Origin of the sequence: Gardnerella sp. 2492, from assembly GCF_050320365.1 — a bacterium.
Taxonomy (GTDB): domain Bacteria; phylum Actinomycetota; class Actinomycetes; order Actinomycetales; family Bifidobacteriaceae; genus Bifidobacterium.
In genome coordinates this window covers 725,754-741,594 of record NZ_CP186952.1, presented here as the reverse complement: position 1 = coordinate 741,594, position 15,841 = coordinate 725,754, and the positions used below count along the sequence as shown (strand labels likewise).

Here is a 15,841-nt window from a genome sequence, read left to right as displayed (position 1 = left end):
AGGAGAATAGATTATGGCAGATAACAACAACTCCGCGGTTCTTGAAAATGAAGAAGAACTGACCAACTACACTACCGAGACTAATGCTGGTGCCGGTACTGGTACTTCAGCTATTGAGCCAGGTTATGGTACTGGTCGTCGTAAGGAAGCTGTAGCTCGTGTGCGTTTAGTTCCAGGCTCTGGCAAGTGGACTATTAATGGCCGTACTTTGGAAGAATACTTCCCATCTCGCCTTTTGCAGCGCGAAGTTAACTCCCCAATTGTTCTTTTGAAGCTTGAGGGTAAGTTTGACGTTGTCGTGCTTGTAGACGGTGGTGGCACTACTGGTCAGGCAGGTGCTATTCGTTTGGGTGTTGCTCGCGCATTGAATGCTATCGATCGCGATGCAAACCGTATTGCTTTGAAGAAGGCTGGCTTCTTGACTCGCGACGCTCGCGTTGTGGAACGCAAGAAGGCTGGTTTGCACAAGGCACGTCGTGCACCTCAGTTCTCGAAGCGTTAAGTTTCGCAGAATTTATATTTCAATGGCTTCTGGCTTTGGCTGGAAGCCATTTTTGTATACGTAACGCAGTATCAATAAATCTGAATGTTAAAAATAGTTCGTAACGCACGAGTAAATATAACATTCCTGCACGTTCATTAGAAAATCTCACATAGAAATTAACAAAATAGCAAAATTAACGAACATAAGGCTACCGCTCTCAATCATAAAAAGCTCAACTCGCTGTAAAGTGGAAATAATACACAAGATCTACTAAATTGTGACCTGTATCACAAAATTGAGTGAGTTGATACTCTGATGTGAATACTCAGGTTCAACATTTGATCAAGGAGGACGCAATGGTTGAGGCGCTGAAAAAAGCCGAAGCAGAAAAGCCCAATGGTGAGCGTGAGCAAGCAGCAACTGATGCACAGAATGAAGTTAATGAACTTGCAGAAAAAGCTAAGCTTGCACTAATCGAATTTGAAAAATTAGATCAAAAGCAAGTTGATCATATCGTAGCAAAGGCCTCTGTTGCAGCATTAAATAAGCATTTAGTGCTAGCAAAAATGGCTGTTGATGAAACAGGACGTGGTTTAGTAGAAGATAAAGCCACAAAAAATATATTTTCATGCGAGCATATTACGCATTACTTAGCAGGACAGCGTACAGTAGGAATTATTCGCGAAGACGATGTTCTTGGAATTGATGAAATAGCAGAACCAGTTGGAATAGTTGCTGGTGTAACGCCTGTAACTAATCCTACTTCCACAACTATTTTTAAGTCGCTTATAGCATTAAAAACTCGTTGCCCAATTATTTTTGGTTTCCACCCGTTTGCTCAGAAGTGTTCATCGGAAGCTGCACGTATCGTTCGAGATGCGGCTATAGAAGCAGGTGCTCCAGAAAACTGCATTCAGTGGATTGAGCATCCTTCTATTGAAGCTACCGGTGCATTAATGAAACATCCTGATATTGCAACTATTCTTGCAACAGGTGGGCCTGGAATGGTTAAAGCAGCATACTCTTCAGGAAAACCTGCACTAGGTGTTGGACCAGGCAACGCCCCAGCATACGTAGACGCAGATGTTGATATTGTGAGAGCTGCGAACGATTTAGTGCTTTCTAAGCATTTTGATTACGGCATGATTTGCGCAACTGAGCAGGCAATTATAGCTCACAAAGACATTTATGATCCTCTTGTACGCGAGCTAAAACGTCGCAAAGCGTATTTCGTTAATGCCGAAGAAAAAGCGAAACTCGAACAGTATATGTTTGGATGCACAGCGTACTCAGGTCAAATGCCAAAATTGAATTCTGTAGTACCAGGAAAATCACCTCAGTTTATTGCGCATGCTGCAGGTTTTGAAGTTCCAGATGATGCAGTTATCTTAATATCTGAGTGCAAGGAAGTTGGCGAAATGGAGCCGCTTACAATGGAAAAGCTGGCTCCTGTGCACGCAATTTTGAAAGCTGAAAATAAAGAAGAGGCTTTCGAAATGTGCGAAAAAATGCTGATTCACGGTGCTGGACATACTGCTGTTATTCACACAAATAATCAAGAACTTGCGCGTGAATACGGAAGTCGCATGCACGCCTGCCGCATTATATGGAATTCCCCAGGATCTCTAGGCGGAGTAGGCGATATCTACAACGCAATCGCACCTTCATTGACGCTTGGTTGCGGTTCTTATGGCGGAAATTCAGTTTCTGGAAATGTACAGGCAGTAAACCTTCTTAATATTAAACGAATTGCACGAAGGAATAATAATATGCAATGGTTCAAGATTCCGGCAAAAACATATTTTGAGCCGAATGCAATACGCTACTTGCGCGATATGTACAATGTAAACCGTGCTGTTATAGTATGCGACAAAGTTATGGAACAGCTTGGAGTAGTTGATAAGATTATCGACCAATTGCGAGCTAGAGAAAATCGCGTAACGTTTAGAATTATTGATTACGTAGAGCCAGAACCTAGCGTAGAAACTGTAGAGCGCGGAGCTAAAATGATGCGCGATGAGTTCCAGCCAGACACAATTATTGCTGTCGGTGGCGGATCTCCTATGGATGCTTCAAAGATCATGTGGTTGCTTTATGAACATCCGGAAATTTCTTTCGCAGACGTGAGAGAAAAGTTCTTTGATATCAGAAAGCGCGCATTTAAGATCCCACCTCTTGGCGCAAAAGCGAAACTTGTGTGCATACCTACATCTTCCGGCACAGGTTCTGAGGTAACGCCTTACGCTGTTATTACTGATCACAAAACTGGCTACAAGTATCCGATTACCGATTACGCGCTTACTCCATCGGTTGCAATAGTAGATCCTGTTTTGGCTCGCACTCAGCCGAGACGCTTAGCTTGCGATGCCGGTTTCGACGCATTAACTCATTCGATTGAGGCTTTCACCTCTGTTTATGCGAATGATTTTACGGATGCTATGGCTTTGCACGCATCAAAGCTTATTTGGGAAAATCTTAACGATTCTGTAAATTCTGAAGATTCTCAGCGCAAAGTTCAAGCTCAAGAGAAGATGCATAACGCAGCAACTATGTCTGGAATGGCATTTGGATCTGCATTCCTTGGAATGTGCCACGCAATGGCTCACACAATTGGTGCTTTGTGCCATGTTGTTCACGGACACACGAACGCTATTTTGCTTCCATATGTGATTCGTTACAACGGTCAGGTTCCTCAAGAAGCTACGAGCTGGCCAAAGTATAATCGTTATGTTGCTCCGGAACGATATCAGCAGCTTGCGAAGAATCTTGGATTGGATACCGGCTCTAGTGCAGAAGAAGCAGTAGAGAAATTAGCAAGCGCAGTAGAAAATTATCGCGATAATGTGCTTGGTATGGATGGTTCATTCAAGGCATGCGGAGTTGACGAAGAATATTATTGGTCGATTCTTGAACAAATCGGTATGCGCGCGTATGAGGATCAGTGTGCGCCGGCAAATCCAAGAATCCCTCAGATTGAGGATATGAAAGATATTGCTATTGCAGCATATTATGGAGTTTCTCAAGAAGAAGGCCATCGTTTGCGCAAAGAACGCGAATCGAAGTAAATGCTAAATAAATGCGAATTAAATGTATTTATTTGAATCGTTTAATTTAAAATATAAATTGCGTTAAATAACGTGTATTTAGTACAAAATGGCAGTAGTTGCACTAATTGTAGCTACTGCCATTTTTGTTTATATTTTTGCCGGCAATTTCTGTTTATATTTTTGCTGGTATTTTTGCTGGTATTTTTGAAAATTGAAAACGTAACGATGATTGTAAAAGGTGTATTGCAATTGCCTAAAACGGTTGAAAAATAGCCGACACGCCCGGTTTTTAATAATCCACATGTGATGGTTTAATTGTTCAGTTGCCTGTTTTTAAGGCTCGCATATTGGAATTAAAAAAAGCGAGCGCGGAAACGGAATTTTTTACGCCGTAAGAAATACCGGTGCTGCGCACTGATGTGGAATGACCTTGAGTGTCTATTCTCTCCGGTGCCCTTATCATACAGGTTGGTAAACAGTAAACGAATCGCTAGAAAGGGCGGACGGCAATGGCGGGACAGAAAATCCGCATCAGGCTTAAGTCCTATGACCATGAGGTCATCGACCAATCGGCGAAGAAAATCGTCGAGACGGTGACGAACGCGGGCGCCACAGTAGTGGGTCCGGTTCCTCTGCCGACCGAGAAGAACGTGTTTGTTGTTATCCGTTCTCCTCACAAGTACAAGGATTCTCGCGAGCATTTCGAGATGCGCACTCATAAGCGCCTCATAGACATCGTCGATCCAACGCCAAAGGCTGTGGATTCTTTGATGCACATTGACCTGCCTGCGGATGTCAACATCGAGATCAAGCTGTAGGAAGGGGGAGAAAGTAATGTCGCAGAATAAGAATCGCACCGCTCTGCTCGGCCGTAAGCTGGGTATGTCGCAGGTTTGGGATGAGAACGGCTTCTTCGTCCCCGTAACTCTGGTTGAAGTTGCTACAAACGTAGTAACTGCTGTAAAAACCGTGGAAACTGACGGCTATAGCGCTGTTCAGCTCGGTTATGGCCAGATCGATCCTACCAAGGTAACCAAGCCATTGGCTGGTCACTTTGCTAAGGCTGGCGTGACTCCTCGTCGTCACCTCGCTGAGGTGCGTACTGAGAATGCAGCAGATTATCAGCCAGGTCAGGAATTGACTGCTGAATTATTCGCTGAGGGTTCTGAAGTAGATGTCACCGGAACTACCAGAGGTAAAGGTTTCGCTGGCACTATTAAGCGTTGGGGCTTCAAGTCCTATCGTCGTACTCACGGCTCACACAAGAACGAACGTCGCCCAGGTTCTGTGGGCGCATGCGCAACTCCGAGCCGCATTTTGAAGGGCAAGCGTATGGCTGGTCGCATGGGTCATGTGACTTCTACCGCGCTCAACCTCACCATCGTTTCTTCGGATGTCGAGAACGGTATTCTCGCCATTAAGGGCGCTGTTCCAGGTCCTAAGGGTGCTATCGTTCTTGTCCGTTCGGCAGTGAAGGGAGCCTGAAGCTATGGCAAACGTAACTCTGAACGTCACTGATACTAAGGGTAATGCCAACGGTACTGTTGAAGCTCCTGCTGAAATCTTCGGCATCTCCAACGAAGATGTGTTGGCTCATGGCCCACTTGTTCATCAGGTCGTTATCGCTCAGCTCGCTGCTGCTCGTCAGGGCACGCACGCAGTTAAGAATCGCGCTAACGTATCCGGCGGCGGCAAGAAGCCTTGGAAGCAGAAGGGCACTGGTCGTGCTCGTCAAGGCTCCATTCGTGCTCCTCAGTGGGTACATGGTGGTGTTGTACACGGTCCAGTTCCTCACAAGTATGATCAGCGTACTCCAAAGAAGATGAAGGCAGCTGCTCTTCGCTATGCTTTGTCTGATCGTGCAAATGCTGGACGTATTGCTGTAGTTGATCTTGGTATTAAGGATGTTCCTTCAACCAAGTCTGCTGTTGCAGCACTCACCCCAGTGACCAAGAACCAGTTCACTACTGTTGTGCTTTCCCGCGAAAACATCAACGAGTGGATGTCTGTTCGTAATATTCCAACGGTGCATGTGATCTTTGCAGATCAGCTCAACACCTATGATGTCATCACGGCTCAGTATGTAGTCTTCACCAAGGAAGGTTTTGATGCCTTCGTTGCTGCTAAGACCGAGCCTGTCGTTAAGGAGGCCTGATTTACATGGTCGCAGTCCATAACCCAGCACATGACGTCATTTTGAAGCCAGTTGTTTCTGAAAAAAGCTATGCAGCTGCAGATCGTGGTCAGTACACTTTCGTTGTGGCTCCAGATGCAAACAAGGTTCAGATCAAGCAGGCTGTCGAAGAAATCTTCAAAGTCAAGGTAACGAACGTCAATACTCTTAACCGCGCTGGCAAGTTGAAGCGCTCTCGCACCGGTTTTGGCCGTCGTGTGAATCAGAAGCGTGCTATTGTCACCGTAGCTGAAGGCCAGACGATCGATATCTTTGGTAACTGAAGGCTAGCCGAGAAAAGTTAAAGGAAGACTATATTATGGCTATCCGCGTTTATAAGCCGACGACTGCAGGCCGTCGCAACGCATCGGTTTCGGATTTTGCCGAAATCACGCGCTCTACGCCTGAAAAGTCGCTGGTACGCAAACTCAGCAAAACTGGTGGTCGTAACTCTTACGGCCGCATGACTTCTCGCCATCGCGGTGGCGGTCATAAGCGTCAGTACCGTCTCATCGATTTTAAGCGTTGGGACAAGGATGGCGTGCCAGCAAAGGTTGCTCATATTGAGTATGACCCTAACCGTTCCGCTCGCATCGCTCTTCTGCATTATGCAGATGGTGAGAAGCGTTACATTATCGCTCCTGAAGGCGTTGCCCAGGGTGATGTTATTGAGACTGGTGCTCAGGCTGATATTAAGCCAGGTAACAACCTGCCTCTTAAGAACATTCCAACCGGTACCGTGGTTCATGCAATCGAACTTCGCCCACTTGGTGGCGCAAAGATTGCTCGTTCCGCAGGTGCAGCCGTTCAGCTCGTAGCAAAGGATGGTGCTTACGCTCAGTTGCGTATGCCATCTGGCGAAATTCGTAACGTGGACGCTCGTTGCCGCGCTACGATTGGTGAAGTCGGTAACTCCGATCACGCAAATATTGAGCTTGGTAAGGCTGGTCGTGCTCGTTGGCTTGGTCGCAGACCAGTCACACGAGGCGAATCCATGAACCCTGTGGACCATCCACATGGTGGTCGTACCCGTGGTGGCAAGCCGCCAGTTTCTCCATGGGGCAAGGGCGAAGTTCGTACACGTCGTCCAAAGAAGGCTTCGAACAAGATGATTGTTCGTCGTCGCCCGAATGGTAAGAATCGCAAGTAAGGGAGTGTCGAATAGATGACTCGTAGCATCAAGAAGGGCCCTTTCGTCGACGCCCACTTGCAGAAGAAAGTCGACGAGCAAAACGACAAGGGCACGCATAACGTCATTAAGACGTGGTCGCGTCGTTCGATGATCACTCCTGATTTCATTGGACATACCTTTGCCGTACACGATGGCCGCAAGCATGTGCCGGTATTCGTTACCGAAGCCATGGTTGGTCATAAGCTCGGTGAGTTCGCCCCGACCAAGACCTTCAAGGGTCATGTGAAGGACGACAAAAAGGCACGCCGCTAAAGGAGAGTTAGGACACATGGAAGCTAAAGCAATCGCTCGTCACGTCCGCGTGACGCCGCGCAAGGCTCGCCGCATGGTCGACCTCATCCGAGGCAAGCGTGCAGTCGAAGCTATTACCATTCTTAAGTTTGCTCCTCAGGACGCATCTTTGCCGGTGCGCAAGGTTCTTGAAAGCGCGATCGCTAATGCTCGCGTTAAGGCTGAAAAAGCCGGTGAACCATTCCGTGAGCAGGACTTGGTCATCAAGGAAACCTATGTGGATGAGGGCGTAACGTTGAAGCGTTTCCGTGCTCGTGCACAGGGTCGCGCTGCGCGCATTAATAAGCGTACCAGCCATATCACTGTTATCGTCTCGCTTCAGGAAGGAGCACGCTAAAGATGGGTCAGAAGATCAATCCTTTCGGCTATCGCCTGGGCATTACAGAGAATCATCGTTCTAAGTGGTTCTCCGATTCCAACAAAGCTGGCGAGCGTTATCGTGACTTTGTCCTTGAGGATGACAAGATTCGCAAGGAAATGAGCCATGACCTCGAACGTGCTGGCGTGTCCCGCATCGTTATCGAGCGTACTCGTGATCGTGTGCGTGTGGATATTCACACTGCTCGTCCGGGTATTGTTATCGGTCGCCGTGGCGCTGAAGCCGAGCGTGTTCGTGAAAAGCTCGAGAAGCTCACGGGCAAGCAAGTACAGCTCAATATCTTCGAAGTAAAGAATGCTGCACTTGACGCTCAGTTGGTAGCTCAGGGTATTGCGGAACAGTTGACGAACCGTGTTACATTCCGTCGTGCTATGCGTAAGGCACAGCAGGACGCTATGCGCGCCGGCGCCAAGGGTATCCGTATCAAGCTCTCCGGTCGCCTTGGTGGTGCCGAAATGAGCCGTTCTGAGTTCTATCGTGAGGGTCGCGTTCCACTGCAGACCCTTCGCGCCCTTATCGATTACGGCTTCTTCGAAGCTAAGACCACTTACGGCCGTATTGGCGTAAAGGTCTGGATCTACAAGGGTGATATGACTGAGCGTGAGTTTGAAGAGCAGCAGGCTCAGCAGGGTAAGCGTGAAGGTCGCCGTGGCGATCGTCGTCCACGTCGTGGTGCACGTCCTGCTAACCAGCAGAAGGCTGCTGAAGCACAGGCTGAAAAGCCAGCTGAAGCTGAAGCTGCTGAAGCTCCTGCCGCAACGGAAACGAAGGAGTGAGCAGATGCTTATCCCAAAGAGGACCAAATATCGCAAGCAGCACCGTCCTACCCGTAGCGGCATGTCTAAGGGTGGAACCGCAATCGCTTTCGGCGATTTCGGTATTCAGGCGCTGGCTCCGGCGTACATCACTAACCGCCAGATCGAGGCTGCTCGTATCGCCATGACCCGCTACATCAAGCGTGGCGGTCGTGTGTGGATTACAGTGTTCCCTGATCGCCCGTTGACCAAGCACCCGCTTGGTGCGCGAATGGGTTCCGGTAAAGGTGCTCCAGAATTCTGGATCGCCAACATTCACCCAGGTCGCGTAATGTTCGAGATCGGTGGCGTTTCTGAGGATATCGCTCGCGAGGCTTTGCGCCGCGCCATCGATAAGCTCCCTATGAAATGCCGTGTTATTGCGCGTGAAGGCGGTGACATCTGATGCCAGTCGGAACTGCAGACTACACCATCAAGAATTTAAACGAGAAGACCAATGCTGAAATTGAAGGCTTCTTGAAGAAGTCCAAGGAAGAGCTTTTTAACTTGCGCTTCCAGGCAGCAACTGGCCAACTCGAAAACAGCGCTCGCCTCAAGGCGGTCAAGCACGACATAGCCAGGATGTATACTGTCCTGCGTGAGCGTGAACTCGGCATCAGCCAAGAGCCGGGCGCCACTGAGGTCAAGGAGAAGTAAGCATGGCTGAGAACCAAGAGCGCAACTTCCGCAAGGTTCGTCGCGGCTACGTCGTGTCCGAAGCCATGGACAAGACGATTGCCGTTGAGTTGGAGCAGCGTTCGACTCATCCACTTTATGGTAAAGTCGTTCGCTCCACCCGCAAGGTCAAGGCCCATGATGAACACAATGAGGCGCATATTGGCGACCTCGTGAGTATTATGGAAACTCGGCCTTTGAGCAAGACCAAGCGTTGGCGTCTCGACTCGATTATCGAGCGCGCCAAGTAAACAAGTTCGGCAAGGCTCCGCACTTCACCCGTGTTTATTCATATGAATATTCACGGGTGAGTGGGGAGAACCAGCTCGGCTAAGGAGAATCAATGATTCAGCAGGAAACGCGGCTTCATGTCGCCGACAACACGGGTGCTAAGGAATTGCTTGCCATCCGCGTGCTCGGTGGATCGAAGCGACGCTATGCCGGCATCGGCGACATCATCGTCGCCTCCGTCAAGGACGCGATCCCTGGCGGGTCGGTCAAGAAAGGCGACGTAGTTAAAGCTGTCGTCGTCCGTACTGTCAAGGAACATCGTCGTGTCGATGGTTCCTACATTAAGTTCGACGAGAACGCCGCTGTTATTCTCGGCTCCGGCCGTGAACCAAAGGGCACTCGTATCTTCGGACCAGTCGGTCGTGAATTGCGCGATAAGCGCTTCATGAAGATTGTGTCCCTTGCCCCGGAGGTGATCTGATATGGTAGCCAAGATTAAAACCGGCGACCAGGTAAAGGTTATCCGCGGTAAGGATCGCGGTAAAGATGGCAAGGTACTTCGCGTACTTGCCGACGACCGTTTGATTGTCGAAGGCGTGCAAATCGTCAAGAAGCACGTTCGCGCTACCCAGCAGGGTCAGCAGGCGGGCATTGTCTCTACTGAGGCTCCAATCCATCGTTCTAACGTTATGGTTATTGACCCAGAGACTAAGAAGCCTACCCGCGTTGGCGTGATCGTCAAGCAAGAGGCTCGTGACGGCAAGGTTAAGACCGTGCGCGTGCGTGTAGCCAAGAAGTCCGGAAAGGAGCTGGCATGACCGATACTACTGTTGAGTTGCCGGCAACTCCGCGCTTAAAGCAGCAATACAAGGACGAAATCGTTCCAGCCTTGGAGAAGGAATTCAGCCACACTAATCCAATGCAGGTGGCTCGTGTAGAAAAGGTCGTCGTCTCTATGGGCGTCGGTGCCGCTGCTCGTGATTCCAAGCTCATTGAAGGCGCGATTAAGGATCTCACCCTTATCACCGGTCAGAAGCCAAAGGTTACTAAGGCTAAGAAGTCTGTAGCACAGTTCCATCTTCGTGAAGGACAGGCTATCGGTGCTTACGTTACCCTTCGTGGTGATCGTATGTGGGAGTTCTTGGATCGTTTGCTCACTCTGGCTTTGCCACGTATTCGCGATTTCCGCGGTATTAACGGCAACCAGTTCGATGGTCAGGGTAATTACAATTTCGGTCTTACCGAACAGTCAATGTTCCATGAGATTGATCCTGACTCGATTGATCATCAGCGTGGTATGGACATCACCGTGGTGACTACCACCAAGGACGATGTGGAAGCTAAGTCGCTGCTTAAGCACCTCGGTTTCCCATTCAAGGAGAACTGAAATGGCAAAAACCGCTCTGAAAAACAAGGCGGCCGCTAAGCCGAAGTTCAAGGTGCGCGCTTATACGCGCTGCCAGGTTTGTGGTCGTCCTCACTCCGTGTATCGCAAGTTCGGTCTGTGCCGTGTTTGCCTTCGTGAGAAGGCTCATCGCGGTGAGTTGCCGGGTGTTACGAAGTCCAGTTGGTAAATATCGACGCTGAAGGTCCACTGCTTAAAGGTTAGAATCCTAAAAACAGGCGGTGGAAACCACGGCGAGAAAGGGCGTTAGCCCAACATGACAATGACAGATCCTATCGCAGACATGTTGACACGTCTGCGTAACGCGAGCGCGGCAAAGCACGATATCGTGGAAATGCCGTACTCCAAATTCAAGGCGAATATCGCTGAGATTCTGAAGCGCGAAGGCTATATTAAAGATTTCGCTGCTAAAGAAGCCAAGGTTGGACAGACATTGGAAATTACTTTGAAGTATGGTTCCAATGGTCAGCGTTCAATTCAGGGCATCAAGCGTATTTCTAAGCCAGGCTTACGTCGCTATGCGAAGTCTGATGCTTTGCCAATGCCTCTTGGTGGTCTCGGTATCGCTATTATCTCGACCAGCTCGGGATTGTTGACTCAGAAGGAATGCCTCGAACGAGGCATTGGCGGCGAAATTGTCGCCTACGTGTGGTGAGAAAGGAGAGCTGAAGATGGCATCGCATATTGGTAAGCTCCCCGTCGACATTCCTCAAGGCGTGGAAGTAAAGATTGAAGGTCAGTCCTTCAGCGTCAAGGGCGCTAAGGGTTCTGATTCTTATGTAATTCCAGAGGGCATCACTGCGGAAGTTGCTGACAATCAGATTGTTCTGACTCCAGTTGATGATTTGCGTCCAACTCGTGCAAAGCACGGTCTTGCTCGTTCAATCATTGCTTCCATGGTGAAGGGTGTACATGATGGCTACACCAAGACTTTGGATATTGTCGGTACCGGTTATCGTGCAGTAATGAAGGGCAAGGGCATTGAGTTCTCGCTCGGTTATTCTCACACTATTACCGTTCAACCACCGGCAGGTATTGACTTCGAGTTACCAAATCCTAACCAAGTAATCGTTAAGGGCACTGATAAGCAGACTGTTGGACAGGTTGCTGCTAACATTCGTAAGCTTCGTGCTCCAGAACCTTACAAGGGTAAGGGTATTAAGTACACCGATGAACGTATCCTGCGCAAGGCTGGAAAGGCTGGTAAGTGATATGAGCGTTAAGATTTTCGGTAAGGGTACCAAAGTCGCACGTTTGCGTCGTCACGCCCGTCTTCGTAAGCGCATTTCCGGCACTTCGGAACGTCCTCGCTTAGTCGTTTCTCGTTCCAACCGTCACATGGTTGCTCAGATTGTGGATGATACCAAGGGTCTTACTCTTGTTAGCGCTTCCACTTTGACTTCGGATTTCGCTGGCTTCACCGGCACTAAGACCGAAGCTGCTACCAAGGTTGGCGAGCTTATCGCGGCTAGAGCGAAGGAAGCGGGCATCACCGCTGTTGTCTTCGATCGTGGCGGTAATAAGTATCATGGTCGCGTCGCAGCTGTTGCTGAAGGCGCCCGTCAGGGAGGTCTGGCACTGTGAGCGACAACGAAAAGGAAACCCAAGTGGCTGAAGAAACTCAGAACACTCAGGCATCCGCCGAGGAGCGCAATGACGATCGCCGTTCTCGCCGTAATAAGGGCGAGGGCAAGCGTGGCGAACGTCGTAGCCGTCGTGAAGAAAATCATAGCGATGAACTTCTGGATCGCGTAGTTACTATTAATCGTGTTTCCAAGACTCACAAGGGTGGTCGTACTTTTAGCTTTGCAGCACTTGTTGTTGTTGGCGACGGTAAGGGCACTGTTGGTGTTGGTTACGGTAAGTCTCGCGAAGTTCCAGCTGCTATCGCTAAGGGTCAGCTTGATGCTAAGAAGCATATGTTTACCGTTCCACGCATTCGTGGCACTGTTACCCATCCGGTAATCGGCCATGATGCTGCTGGTACTGTGTTACTTCGTCCAGCTGCTCCAGGTACTGGTGTAATTGCTGGTGGCGCAGTGCGTGCAGTTATGGAATGCGCAGGCATCACTGATATTCTCACCAAGTCCATGGGTTCTGCGACCGCAGTAAACGTGGTTCGTGCAACTGTGGATGCTTTGAAGAAGCTCGAAGAGCCAGAAGAGATTTCTGCTCGTCGTGGACTTTCCCTCGAGGAAGTCGCACCTGATGCTTTGCTTCGTGAGCGTGCTACCGGTATTGCTGAAGCACGTAAAGCTCGTGAAGAAGCTCAGGCTGCAAAGTCTGCAGAAGCAAAGGATGGTGAGTGATGGCGAATTTGAAGATCACTCTGGTGCACGGTTTGGTTCACACCACCGAGCGTCAGCGCGCAAATGTTCATTCGCTTGGCCTTTATAAAATTGGCCACAGCGTAGTTCGCGAAGACACCCCCGTCAATCGTGGCATGGTCATGGCCGTGCGCCACTTGGTGAGCGTAGAGGAGGTCGACTGATTATGGCTAACGAAGAACCAATGCTGCACATGCACACTTTGCGTCCAGCTCCAGGAGCTAAGAAGGATCGCATCCGTGTGGGTCGTGGTGAAGGCTCTAAGGGTAAAACTTCAGGCCGTGGCGACAAAGGTACAAAGAAGCGTTACCAAGTGCGTCCAGGCTTCGAAGGTGGCCAGCTTCCACTTTACATGCGTTTACCAAAGCTTCGTGGCTTCAAGAGCCCATTCAAGAAAGAGTTCCAGGTCGTTAATGTTGCGGCTCTTGCTGAACTTTTCCCACAGGGTGGCGAAGTTACCGTAGCTGACTTGGTAGTTAAGGGCGCTGTACGTGATGGCTATCCAGTTAAGGTTTTGGGCGATGGTGAGTTAACTGTTGCTTTGACGCTTAAGGGTGTTAAGGCTTCTGCTTCCGCTAAGTCCAAGATTGAAGCTGCTGGCGGCTCTGTAAGCGAAGAGTAGTTTTTACTCTGCTTGAGCGAAATTAAAGCGATATTAAAGCTATATGTAATCCCTCTAGCTTAGTGGCTAGGGGGATTACTTTATTGTTAAGACTCACTGCGGAATAGTTCGGTATGTACCGTGAGATAAACTATTGCCTCAGAGTTTGTTTTTTGCACTGTTTGCGCCTTGGAGTGCGCGAGAAAAGGGAGGAAAACCCAAGTGAAAACGTTAATCCAGGCCTTCAGGACGAAGGAGCTGAGGAATAAGATTCTCTTCGTCTTCGCCATGATTATCATTTACCGCATTGGTTCATTTATCCCGATTCCAGGCGTAGATTATAGAGTTGTTCATGCTTGCACAGTAAAGTTGGCTTCTTCTAACGAAAACTTTATAGGCTTAGTGAACTTGTTCTCTGGCGGATCCCTTTTGCAGCTTTCTATTTTTGCACTTGGTGTTATGCCTTACATCACTGCTTCCATTGTGATCCAGTTGTTGCGAGTTGTAATTCCACGCTTTGAAGCTTTGCACAAGGAAGGTCAGTCTGGTGAGACAAAGCTTACGCAGTACACCCGTTATTTAACCATTGGCTTGGCTATATTGCAGTCCACAACGATTTTGGTTACTGCTCGTTCCGGCGCTTTATTTAATTATCAGTGCGGAAATGTTATTCCAGACGGAAGCATGTGGAGCCTTGTAGTTATGGTTCTTATCATGACTGGCGGCACTGGTCTTATCATGTGGATGGCAGAACTCATTACCGATAAAGGTATTGGCCAAGGTATGTCAGTATTAATCTTCATGTCTATCTGCGCTGGCTTCCTTCCGAAGTTATGGGAGATTGGCTGGGGAACAAACGGCTATAACGGCGATTGGAATAAGTTCGGTATCGTTGTTGGTGTTCTTCTGGTTATTCTTATATTTGTTGACTTTGTGGAACTCGCTCAGCGTCGTATCCCAGTGCAGTACACTCGTCGTATGATTGGCCGCAAAATGTATGGCGGTTCTTCCACTTACTTGCCTCTTAAGGTTAATATGAGTGGCGTTATTCCACCAATCTTTGCTTCGTCTATTCTTGCTGTTCCGACGCTTATCGCACAGTTTGGCGATAAACGTAAGGGCTGGGTCAATTGGATTGAAACTAACTTAGCTAATTCGACTTCTGCCTGGTATATTGCTCTTTATGCATTGATGATTGTGTTCTTCTGTTTCTTCTACACTGAGATTACTTTTAATCCAGATGAGACAGCAGACAATATGAAGGAATATGGTGGTTTTATTCCAGGTATACGTGCTGGAAGTGCCACAAGCCATTATTTGAGCTATGTGATGAACAGACTTAATACTGTTGGTGCTGTTTATCTTCTGTTCGTTGCGCTTATTCCTACAGTCTTGATTATGTCCTTGCACTTAAACATGAAGCTTCCATTCGGCGGTACTACAATTCTGATTATCGCCGGTGTTGGTTTGGATACTTTGAGGCAGGCAAAGGCTCAGACTGAACAGTTCCAGTATGCTGGATTCTTATTTAATCATGCTGAGACCGAAAAGTCTGCTAAATAGTAATCAAGTTCACGAATAGTGACCATTAATTAAATAACATAATGTATTCGCATGTGCGCAGGCTGCATAGTTTGCGCACATGTTGATGTAAATACTCAAGGAGTTCAATATGCGATTGCTGATTATGGGACCACAAGGTGTTGGAAAAGGTACTCAGGCTGCTCTTTTAAGTGAGCACTATGGTATCCCAGCTATCTCTACTGGCGATATTTTCCGTTACAACTTGAAGAACCATACTGAACTTGGTAAAAAAGTTCAGGGCTATCTCGATAAGGGAGAGTTAGTTCCTGACGAGTTGACTAACAGTATTGTTAAGGATCGTCTTGCACAGGATGATGCAAAGAACGGTTGGATTCTTGACGGTTATCCTCGTAATGCTTCCCAAGTTCAGGCTTTAGATCACATGTTAGAGGAGCTTAATACTCCACTCGATCACGTTGTGGCTCTTGAAGCTGAGCGTGAAGTGCTTCTTGAGCGTATGCAGAAGCGTGCTATTGAACAGGGTCGTTCTGATGATACTCCAGAAGTTATTGCTAAGCGTTTGGACACTTATGAAAAAGAAACCGCTCCTTTGCTTGACATTTATGAGTCTCGCGGTCAGCTTGTTTCCGTTGATGGCGTCGGCGATATCGATGAGATTAATGGTCACATTATCGATTCTTTGAATTAGTACTGTTCT

The 15,841-nt window shown here is 48.4% G+C and carries 25 protein-coding genes; all 25 read left to right on the top strand.

All coding sequences use genetic code 11. The features are described 5' to 3' along the window. Window positions 1-13: 13 nt before the first annotated feature. The 25 genes from rpsI to ACPFYS_RS02730 all read left to right on the top strand — a co-directional run bounded on the left by rpsI (window position 14) and on the right by ACPFYS_RS02730 (window position 15,832). The gene (gene rpsI / locus ACPFYS_RS02850; RefSeq protein ID WP_427875831.1) at window positions 14-502 is read left to right on the top strand and encodes a 30S ribosomal protein S9; all 489 of its coding nucleotides are present in this window, start codon (window positions 14-16) and stop codon (window positions 500-502) included. Window positions 503-840: 338 nt separating this feature from the next. Next, window positions 841-3,549 carry a bifunctional acetaldehyde-CoA/alcohol dehydrogenase gene (gene adhE / locus ACPFYS_RS02845; RefSeq protein WP_427875830.1) on the top strand — a complete coding sequence of 903 codons (2,709 nt, stop codon included), beginning with the start codon at window positions 841-843 and terminating at the stop codon, window positions 3,547-3,549. 491 nt (window positions 3,550-4,040) lie between these two features. After that, window positions 4,041-4,349 carry a 30S ribosomal protein S10 gene (gene rpsJ / locus ACPFYS_RS02840; protein ID WP_003808013.1) on the top strand — a complete coding sequence of 103 codons (309 nt, stop codon included), beginning with the start codon at window positions 4,041-4,043 and terminating at the stop codon, window positions 4,347-4,349. A gap of 16 nt (window positions 4,350-4,365) precedes the next feature. Continuing rightward, entirely contained in the window at window positions 4,366-5,016 is a 651-nt protein-coding gene (rplC, locus tag ACPFYS_RS02835; RefSeq protein WP_427875829.1) for a 50S ribosomal protein L3, read from the top strand. A gap of 4 nt (window positions 5,017-5,020) precedes the next feature. Continuing rightward, window positions 5,021-5,686: a 50S ribosomal protein L4 gene (rplD, locus tag ACPFYS_RS02830; protein WP_427875828.1), complete on the top strand. Its 666-nt coding sequence runs from the start codon at window positions 5,021-5,023 to the stop codon at window positions 5,684-5,686. Window positions 5,687-5,691: 5 nt separating this feature from the next. Beyond that, window positions 5,692-5,988 (top strand): 50S ribosomal protein L23, encoded by a 297-nt coding sequence (rplW, locus tag ACPFYS_RS02825; protein WP_427875827.1) that lies wholly within the window; start codon window positions 5,692-5,694, stop codon window positions 5,986-5,988. 35 nt (window positions 5,989-6,023) lie between these two features. Next, complete coding sequence (gene rplB, locus ACPFYS_RS02820; RefSeq protein ID WP_427875826.1) at window positions 6,024-6,854, top strand: 50S ribosomal protein L2; 831 nt, start codon at window positions 6,024-6,026, stop codon at window positions 6,852-6,854. 15 nt (window positions 6,855-6,869) lie between these two features. After that, window positions 6,870-7,148: a 30S ribosomal protein S19 gene (gene rpsS / locus ACPFYS_RS02815; RefSeq protein WP_004114357.1), complete on the top strand. Its 279-nt coding sequence runs from the start codon at window positions 6,870-6,872 to the stop codon at window positions 7,146-7,148. Window positions 7,149-7,164: 16 nt separating this feature from the next. Next, complete coding sequence (gene rplV / locus ACPFYS_RS02810) at window positions 7,165-7,524, top strand: 50S ribosomal protein L22 (RefSeq protein ID WP_427875825.1); 360 nt, start codon at window positions 7,165-7,167, stop codon at window positions 7,522-7,524. Between the two features lie 2 nt (window positions 7,525-7,526). Beyond that, window positions 7,527-8,342 (top strand): 30S ribosomal protein S3, encoded by an 816-nt coding sequence (gene rpsC, locus ACPFYS_RS02805; RefSeq protein WP_427875824.1) that lies wholly within the window; start codon window positions 7,527-7,529, stop codon window positions 8,340-8,342. Window positions 8,343-8,346: 4 nt separating this feature from the next. Then, window positions 8,347-8,766 carry a 50S ribosomal protein L16 gene (gene rplP, locus ACPFYS_RS02800; protein ID WP_075523715.1) on the top strand — a complete coding sequence of 140 codons (420 nt, stop codon included), beginning with the start codon at window positions 8,347-8,349 and terminating at the stop codon, window positions 8,764-8,766. Beyond that, window positions 8,766-9,017, top strand: a complete 252-nt coding sequence (gene rpmC, locus ACPFYS_RS02795; protein WP_004129054.1) for a 50S ribosomal protein L29 — start codon at window positions 8,766-8,768, stop codon at window positions 9,015-9,017. The genes rplP and rpmC overlap by 1 nt, the downstream gene beginning before the upstream one ends. Window positions 9,018-9,019: 2 nt before the next feature. Continuing rightward, complete coding sequence (gene rpsQ, locus ACPFYS_RS02790) at window positions 9,020-9,286, top strand: 30S ribosomal protein S17 (RefSeq protein ID WP_004114365.1); 267 nt, start codon at window positions 9,020-9,022, stop codon at window positions 9,284-9,286. Between the two features lie 92 nt (window positions 9,287-9,378). Beyond that, a complete protein-coding gene (rplN, locus tag ACPFYS_RS02785) occupies window positions 9,379-9,747 on the top strand; it encodes a 50S ribosomal protein L14 (RefSeq protein ID WP_004114366.1) in 369 nt (122 codons plus the stop codon). 1 nt (window position 9,748) lies between these two features. Further along, window positions 9,749-10,084 (top strand): 50S ribosomal protein L24, encoded by a 336-nt coding sequence (gene rplX / locus ACPFYS_RS02780; RefSeq protein ID WP_427875823.1) that lies wholly within the window; start codon window positions 9,749-9,751, stop codon window positions 10,082-10,084. Further along, a complete protein-coding gene (rplE, locus tag ACPFYS_RS02775; protein ID WP_427875822.1) occupies window positions 10,081-10,653 on the top strand; it encodes a 50S ribosomal protein L5 in 573 nt (190 codons plus the stop codon). The genes rplX and rplE overlap by 4 nt, the downstream gene beginning before the upstream one ends. A gap of 1 nt (window position 10,654) precedes the next feature. Continuing rightward, window positions 10,655-10,840: a type Z 30S ribosomal protein S14 gene (locus ACPFYS_RS02770; protein WP_004114370.1), complete on the top strand. Its 186-nt coding sequence runs from the start codon at window positions 10,655-10,657 to the stop codon at window positions 10,838-10,840. Between the two features lie 87 nt (window positions 10,841-10,927). Continuing rightward, window positions 10,928-11,326 (top strand): 30S ribosomal protein S8, encoded by a 399-nt coding sequence (rpsH, locus tag ACPFYS_RS02765; protein WP_427875821.1) that lies wholly within the window; start codon window positions 10,928-10,930, stop codon window positions 11,324-11,326. 16 nt (window positions 11,327-11,342) lie between these two features. Further along, window positions 11,343-11,882 (top strand): 50S ribosomal protein L6, encoded by a 540-nt coding sequence (gene rplF / locus ACPFYS_RS02760; RefSeq protein ID WP_427875820.1) that lies wholly within the window; start codon window positions 11,343-11,345, stop codon window positions 11,880-11,882. Window position 11,883: 1 nt separating this feature from the next. Next, window positions 11,884-12,255: a 50S ribosomal protein L18 gene (gene rplR, locus ACPFYS_RS02755; protein ID WP_427875819.1), complete on the top strand. Its 372-nt coding sequence runs from the start codon at window positions 11,884-11,886 to the stop codon at window positions 12,253-12,255. Beyond that, complete coding sequence (gene rpsE / locus ACPFYS_RS02750; protein WP_427875818.1) at window positions 12,252-12,980, top strand: 30S ribosomal protein S5; 729 nt, start codon at window positions 12,252-12,254, stop codon at window positions 12,978-12,980. Before rplR ends, rpsE begins: the two co-directional genes overlap by 4 nt. Continuing rightward, window positions 12,980-13,162 (top strand): 50S ribosomal protein L30, encoded by a 183-nt coding sequence (gene rpmD / locus ACPFYS_RS02745; protein ID WP_427875817.1) that lies wholly within the window; start codon window positions 12,980-12,982, stop codon window positions 13,160-13,162. The genes rpsE and rpmD overlap by 1 nt, the downstream gene beginning before the upstream one ends. Before the next feature lie 2 nt (window positions 13,163-13,164). Further along, window positions 13,165-13,620 (top strand): 50S ribosomal protein L15, encoded by a 456-nt coding sequence (rplO, locus tag ACPFYS_RS02740; protein ID WP_427875816.1) that lies wholly within the window; start codon window positions 13,165-13,167, stop codon window positions 13,618-13,620. Between the two features lie 201 nt (window positions 13,621-13,821). Continuing rightward, window positions 13,822-15,162, top strand: coding sequence for a preprotein translocase subunit SecY (gene secY, locus ACPFYS_RS02735; protein WP_427875815.1), 1,341 nt, complete (start codon window positions 13,822-13,824; stop codon window positions 15,160-15,162). A 109-nt stretch (window positions 15,163-15,271) separates the two neighbouring features. After that, entirely contained in the window at window positions 15,272-15,832 is a 561-nt protein-coding gene (locus ACPFYS_RS02730; RefSeq protein WP_427875814.1) for an adenylate kinase, read from the top strand. Window positions 15,833-15,841: the final 9 nt, after the last annotated feature.

What these genes read in the sequence shown, in the direction of transcription:
- rpsI (WP_427875831.1), top strand. Translation starts at nt 14, where the DNA reads ATGGCAGATAACAACAACTCCGCGGTTCTTGAAAATGAAGAAGAACTG.
- adhE (WP_427875830.1), top strand. Translation starts at nt 841, where the DNA reads ATGGTTGAGGCGCTGAAAAAAGCCGAAGCAGAAAAGCCCAATGGTGAG.
- rpsJ (WP_003808013.1), top strand. Translation starts at nt 4,041, where the DNA reads ATGGCGGGACAGAAAATCCGCATCAGGCTTAAGTCCTATGACCATGAG.
- rplC (WP_427875829.1), top strand. Translation starts at nt 4,366, where the DNA reads ATGTCGCAGAATAAGAATCGCACCGCTCTGCTCGGCCGTAAGCTGGGT.
- rplD (WP_427875828.1), top strand. Translation starts at nt 5,021, where the DNA reads ATGGCAAACGTAACTCTGAACGTCACTGATACTAAGGGTAATGCCAAC.
- rplW (WP_427875827.1), top strand. Translation starts at nt 5,692, where the DNA reads ATGGTCGCAGTCCATAACCCAGCACATGACGTCATTTTGAAGCCAGTT.
- rplB (WP_427875826.1), top strand. Translation starts at nt 6,024, where the DNA reads ATGGCTATCCGCGTTTATAAGCCGACGACTGCAGGCCGTCGCAACGCA.
- rpsS (WP_004114357.1), top strand. Translation starts at nt 6,870, where the DNA reads ATGACTCGTAGCATCAAGAAGGGCCCTTTCGTCGACGCCCACTTGCAG.
- rplV (WP_427875825.1), top strand. Translation starts at nt 7,165, where the DNA reads ATGGAAGCTAAAGCAATCGCTCGTCACGTCCGCGTGACGCCGCGCAAG.
- rpsC (WP_427875824.1), top strand. Translation starts at nt 7,527, where the DNA reads ATGGGTCAGAAGATCAATCCTTTCGGCTATCGCCTGGGCATTACAGAG.
- rplP (WP_075523715.1), top strand. Translation starts at nt 8,347, where the DNA reads ATGCTTATCCCAAAGAGGACCAAATATCGCAAGCAGCACCGTCCTACC.
- rpmC (WP_004129054.1), top strand. Translation starts at nt 8,766, where the DNA reads ATGCCAGTCGGAACTGCAGACTACACCATCAAGAATTTAAACGAGAAG.
- rpsQ (WP_004114365.1), top strand. Translation starts at nt 9,020, where the DNA reads ATGGCTGAGAACCAAGAGCGCAACTTCCGCAAGGTTCGTCGCGGCTAC.
- rplN (WP_004114366.1), top strand. Translation starts at nt 9,379, where the DNA reads ATGATTCAGCAGGAAACGCGGCTTCATGTCGCCGACAACACGGGTGCT.
- rplX (WP_427875823.1), top strand. Translation starts at nt 9,749, where the DNA reads ATGGTAGCCAAGATTAAAACCGGCGACCAGGTAAAGGTTATCCGCGGT.
- rplE (WP_427875822.1), top strand. Translation starts at nt 10,081, where the DNA reads ATGACCGATACTACTGTTGAGTTGCCGGCAACTCCGCGCTTAAAGCAG.
- ACPFYS_RS02770 (WP_004114370.1), top strand. Translation starts at nt 10,655, where the DNA reads ATGGCAAAAACCGCTCTGAAAAACAAGGCGGCCGCTAAGCCGAAGTTC.
- rpsH (WP_427875821.1), top strand. Translation starts at nt 10,928, where the DNA reads ATGACAATGACAGATCCTATCGCAGACATGTTGACACGTCTGCGTAAC.
- rplF (WP_427875820.1), top strand. Translation starts at nt 11,343, where the DNA reads ATGGCATCGCATATTGGTAAGCTCCCCGTCGACATTCCTCAAGGCGTG.
- rplR (WP_427875819.1), top strand. Translation starts at nt 11,884, where the DNA reads ATGAGCGTTAAGATTTTCGGTAAGGGTACCAAAGTCGCACGTTTGCGT.
- rpmD (WP_427875817.1), top strand. Translation starts at nt 12,980, where the DNA reads ATGGCGAATTTGAAGATCACTCTGGTGCACGGTTTGGTTCACACCACC.
- rplO (WP_427875816.1), top strand. Translation starts at nt 13,165, where the DNA reads ATGGCTAACGAAGAACCAATGCTGCACATGCACACTTTGCGTCCAGCT.
- ACPFYS_RS02730 (WP_427875814.1), top strand. Translation starts at nt 15,272, where the DNA reads ATGCGATTGCTGATTATGGGACCACAAGGTGTTGGAAAAGGTACTCAG.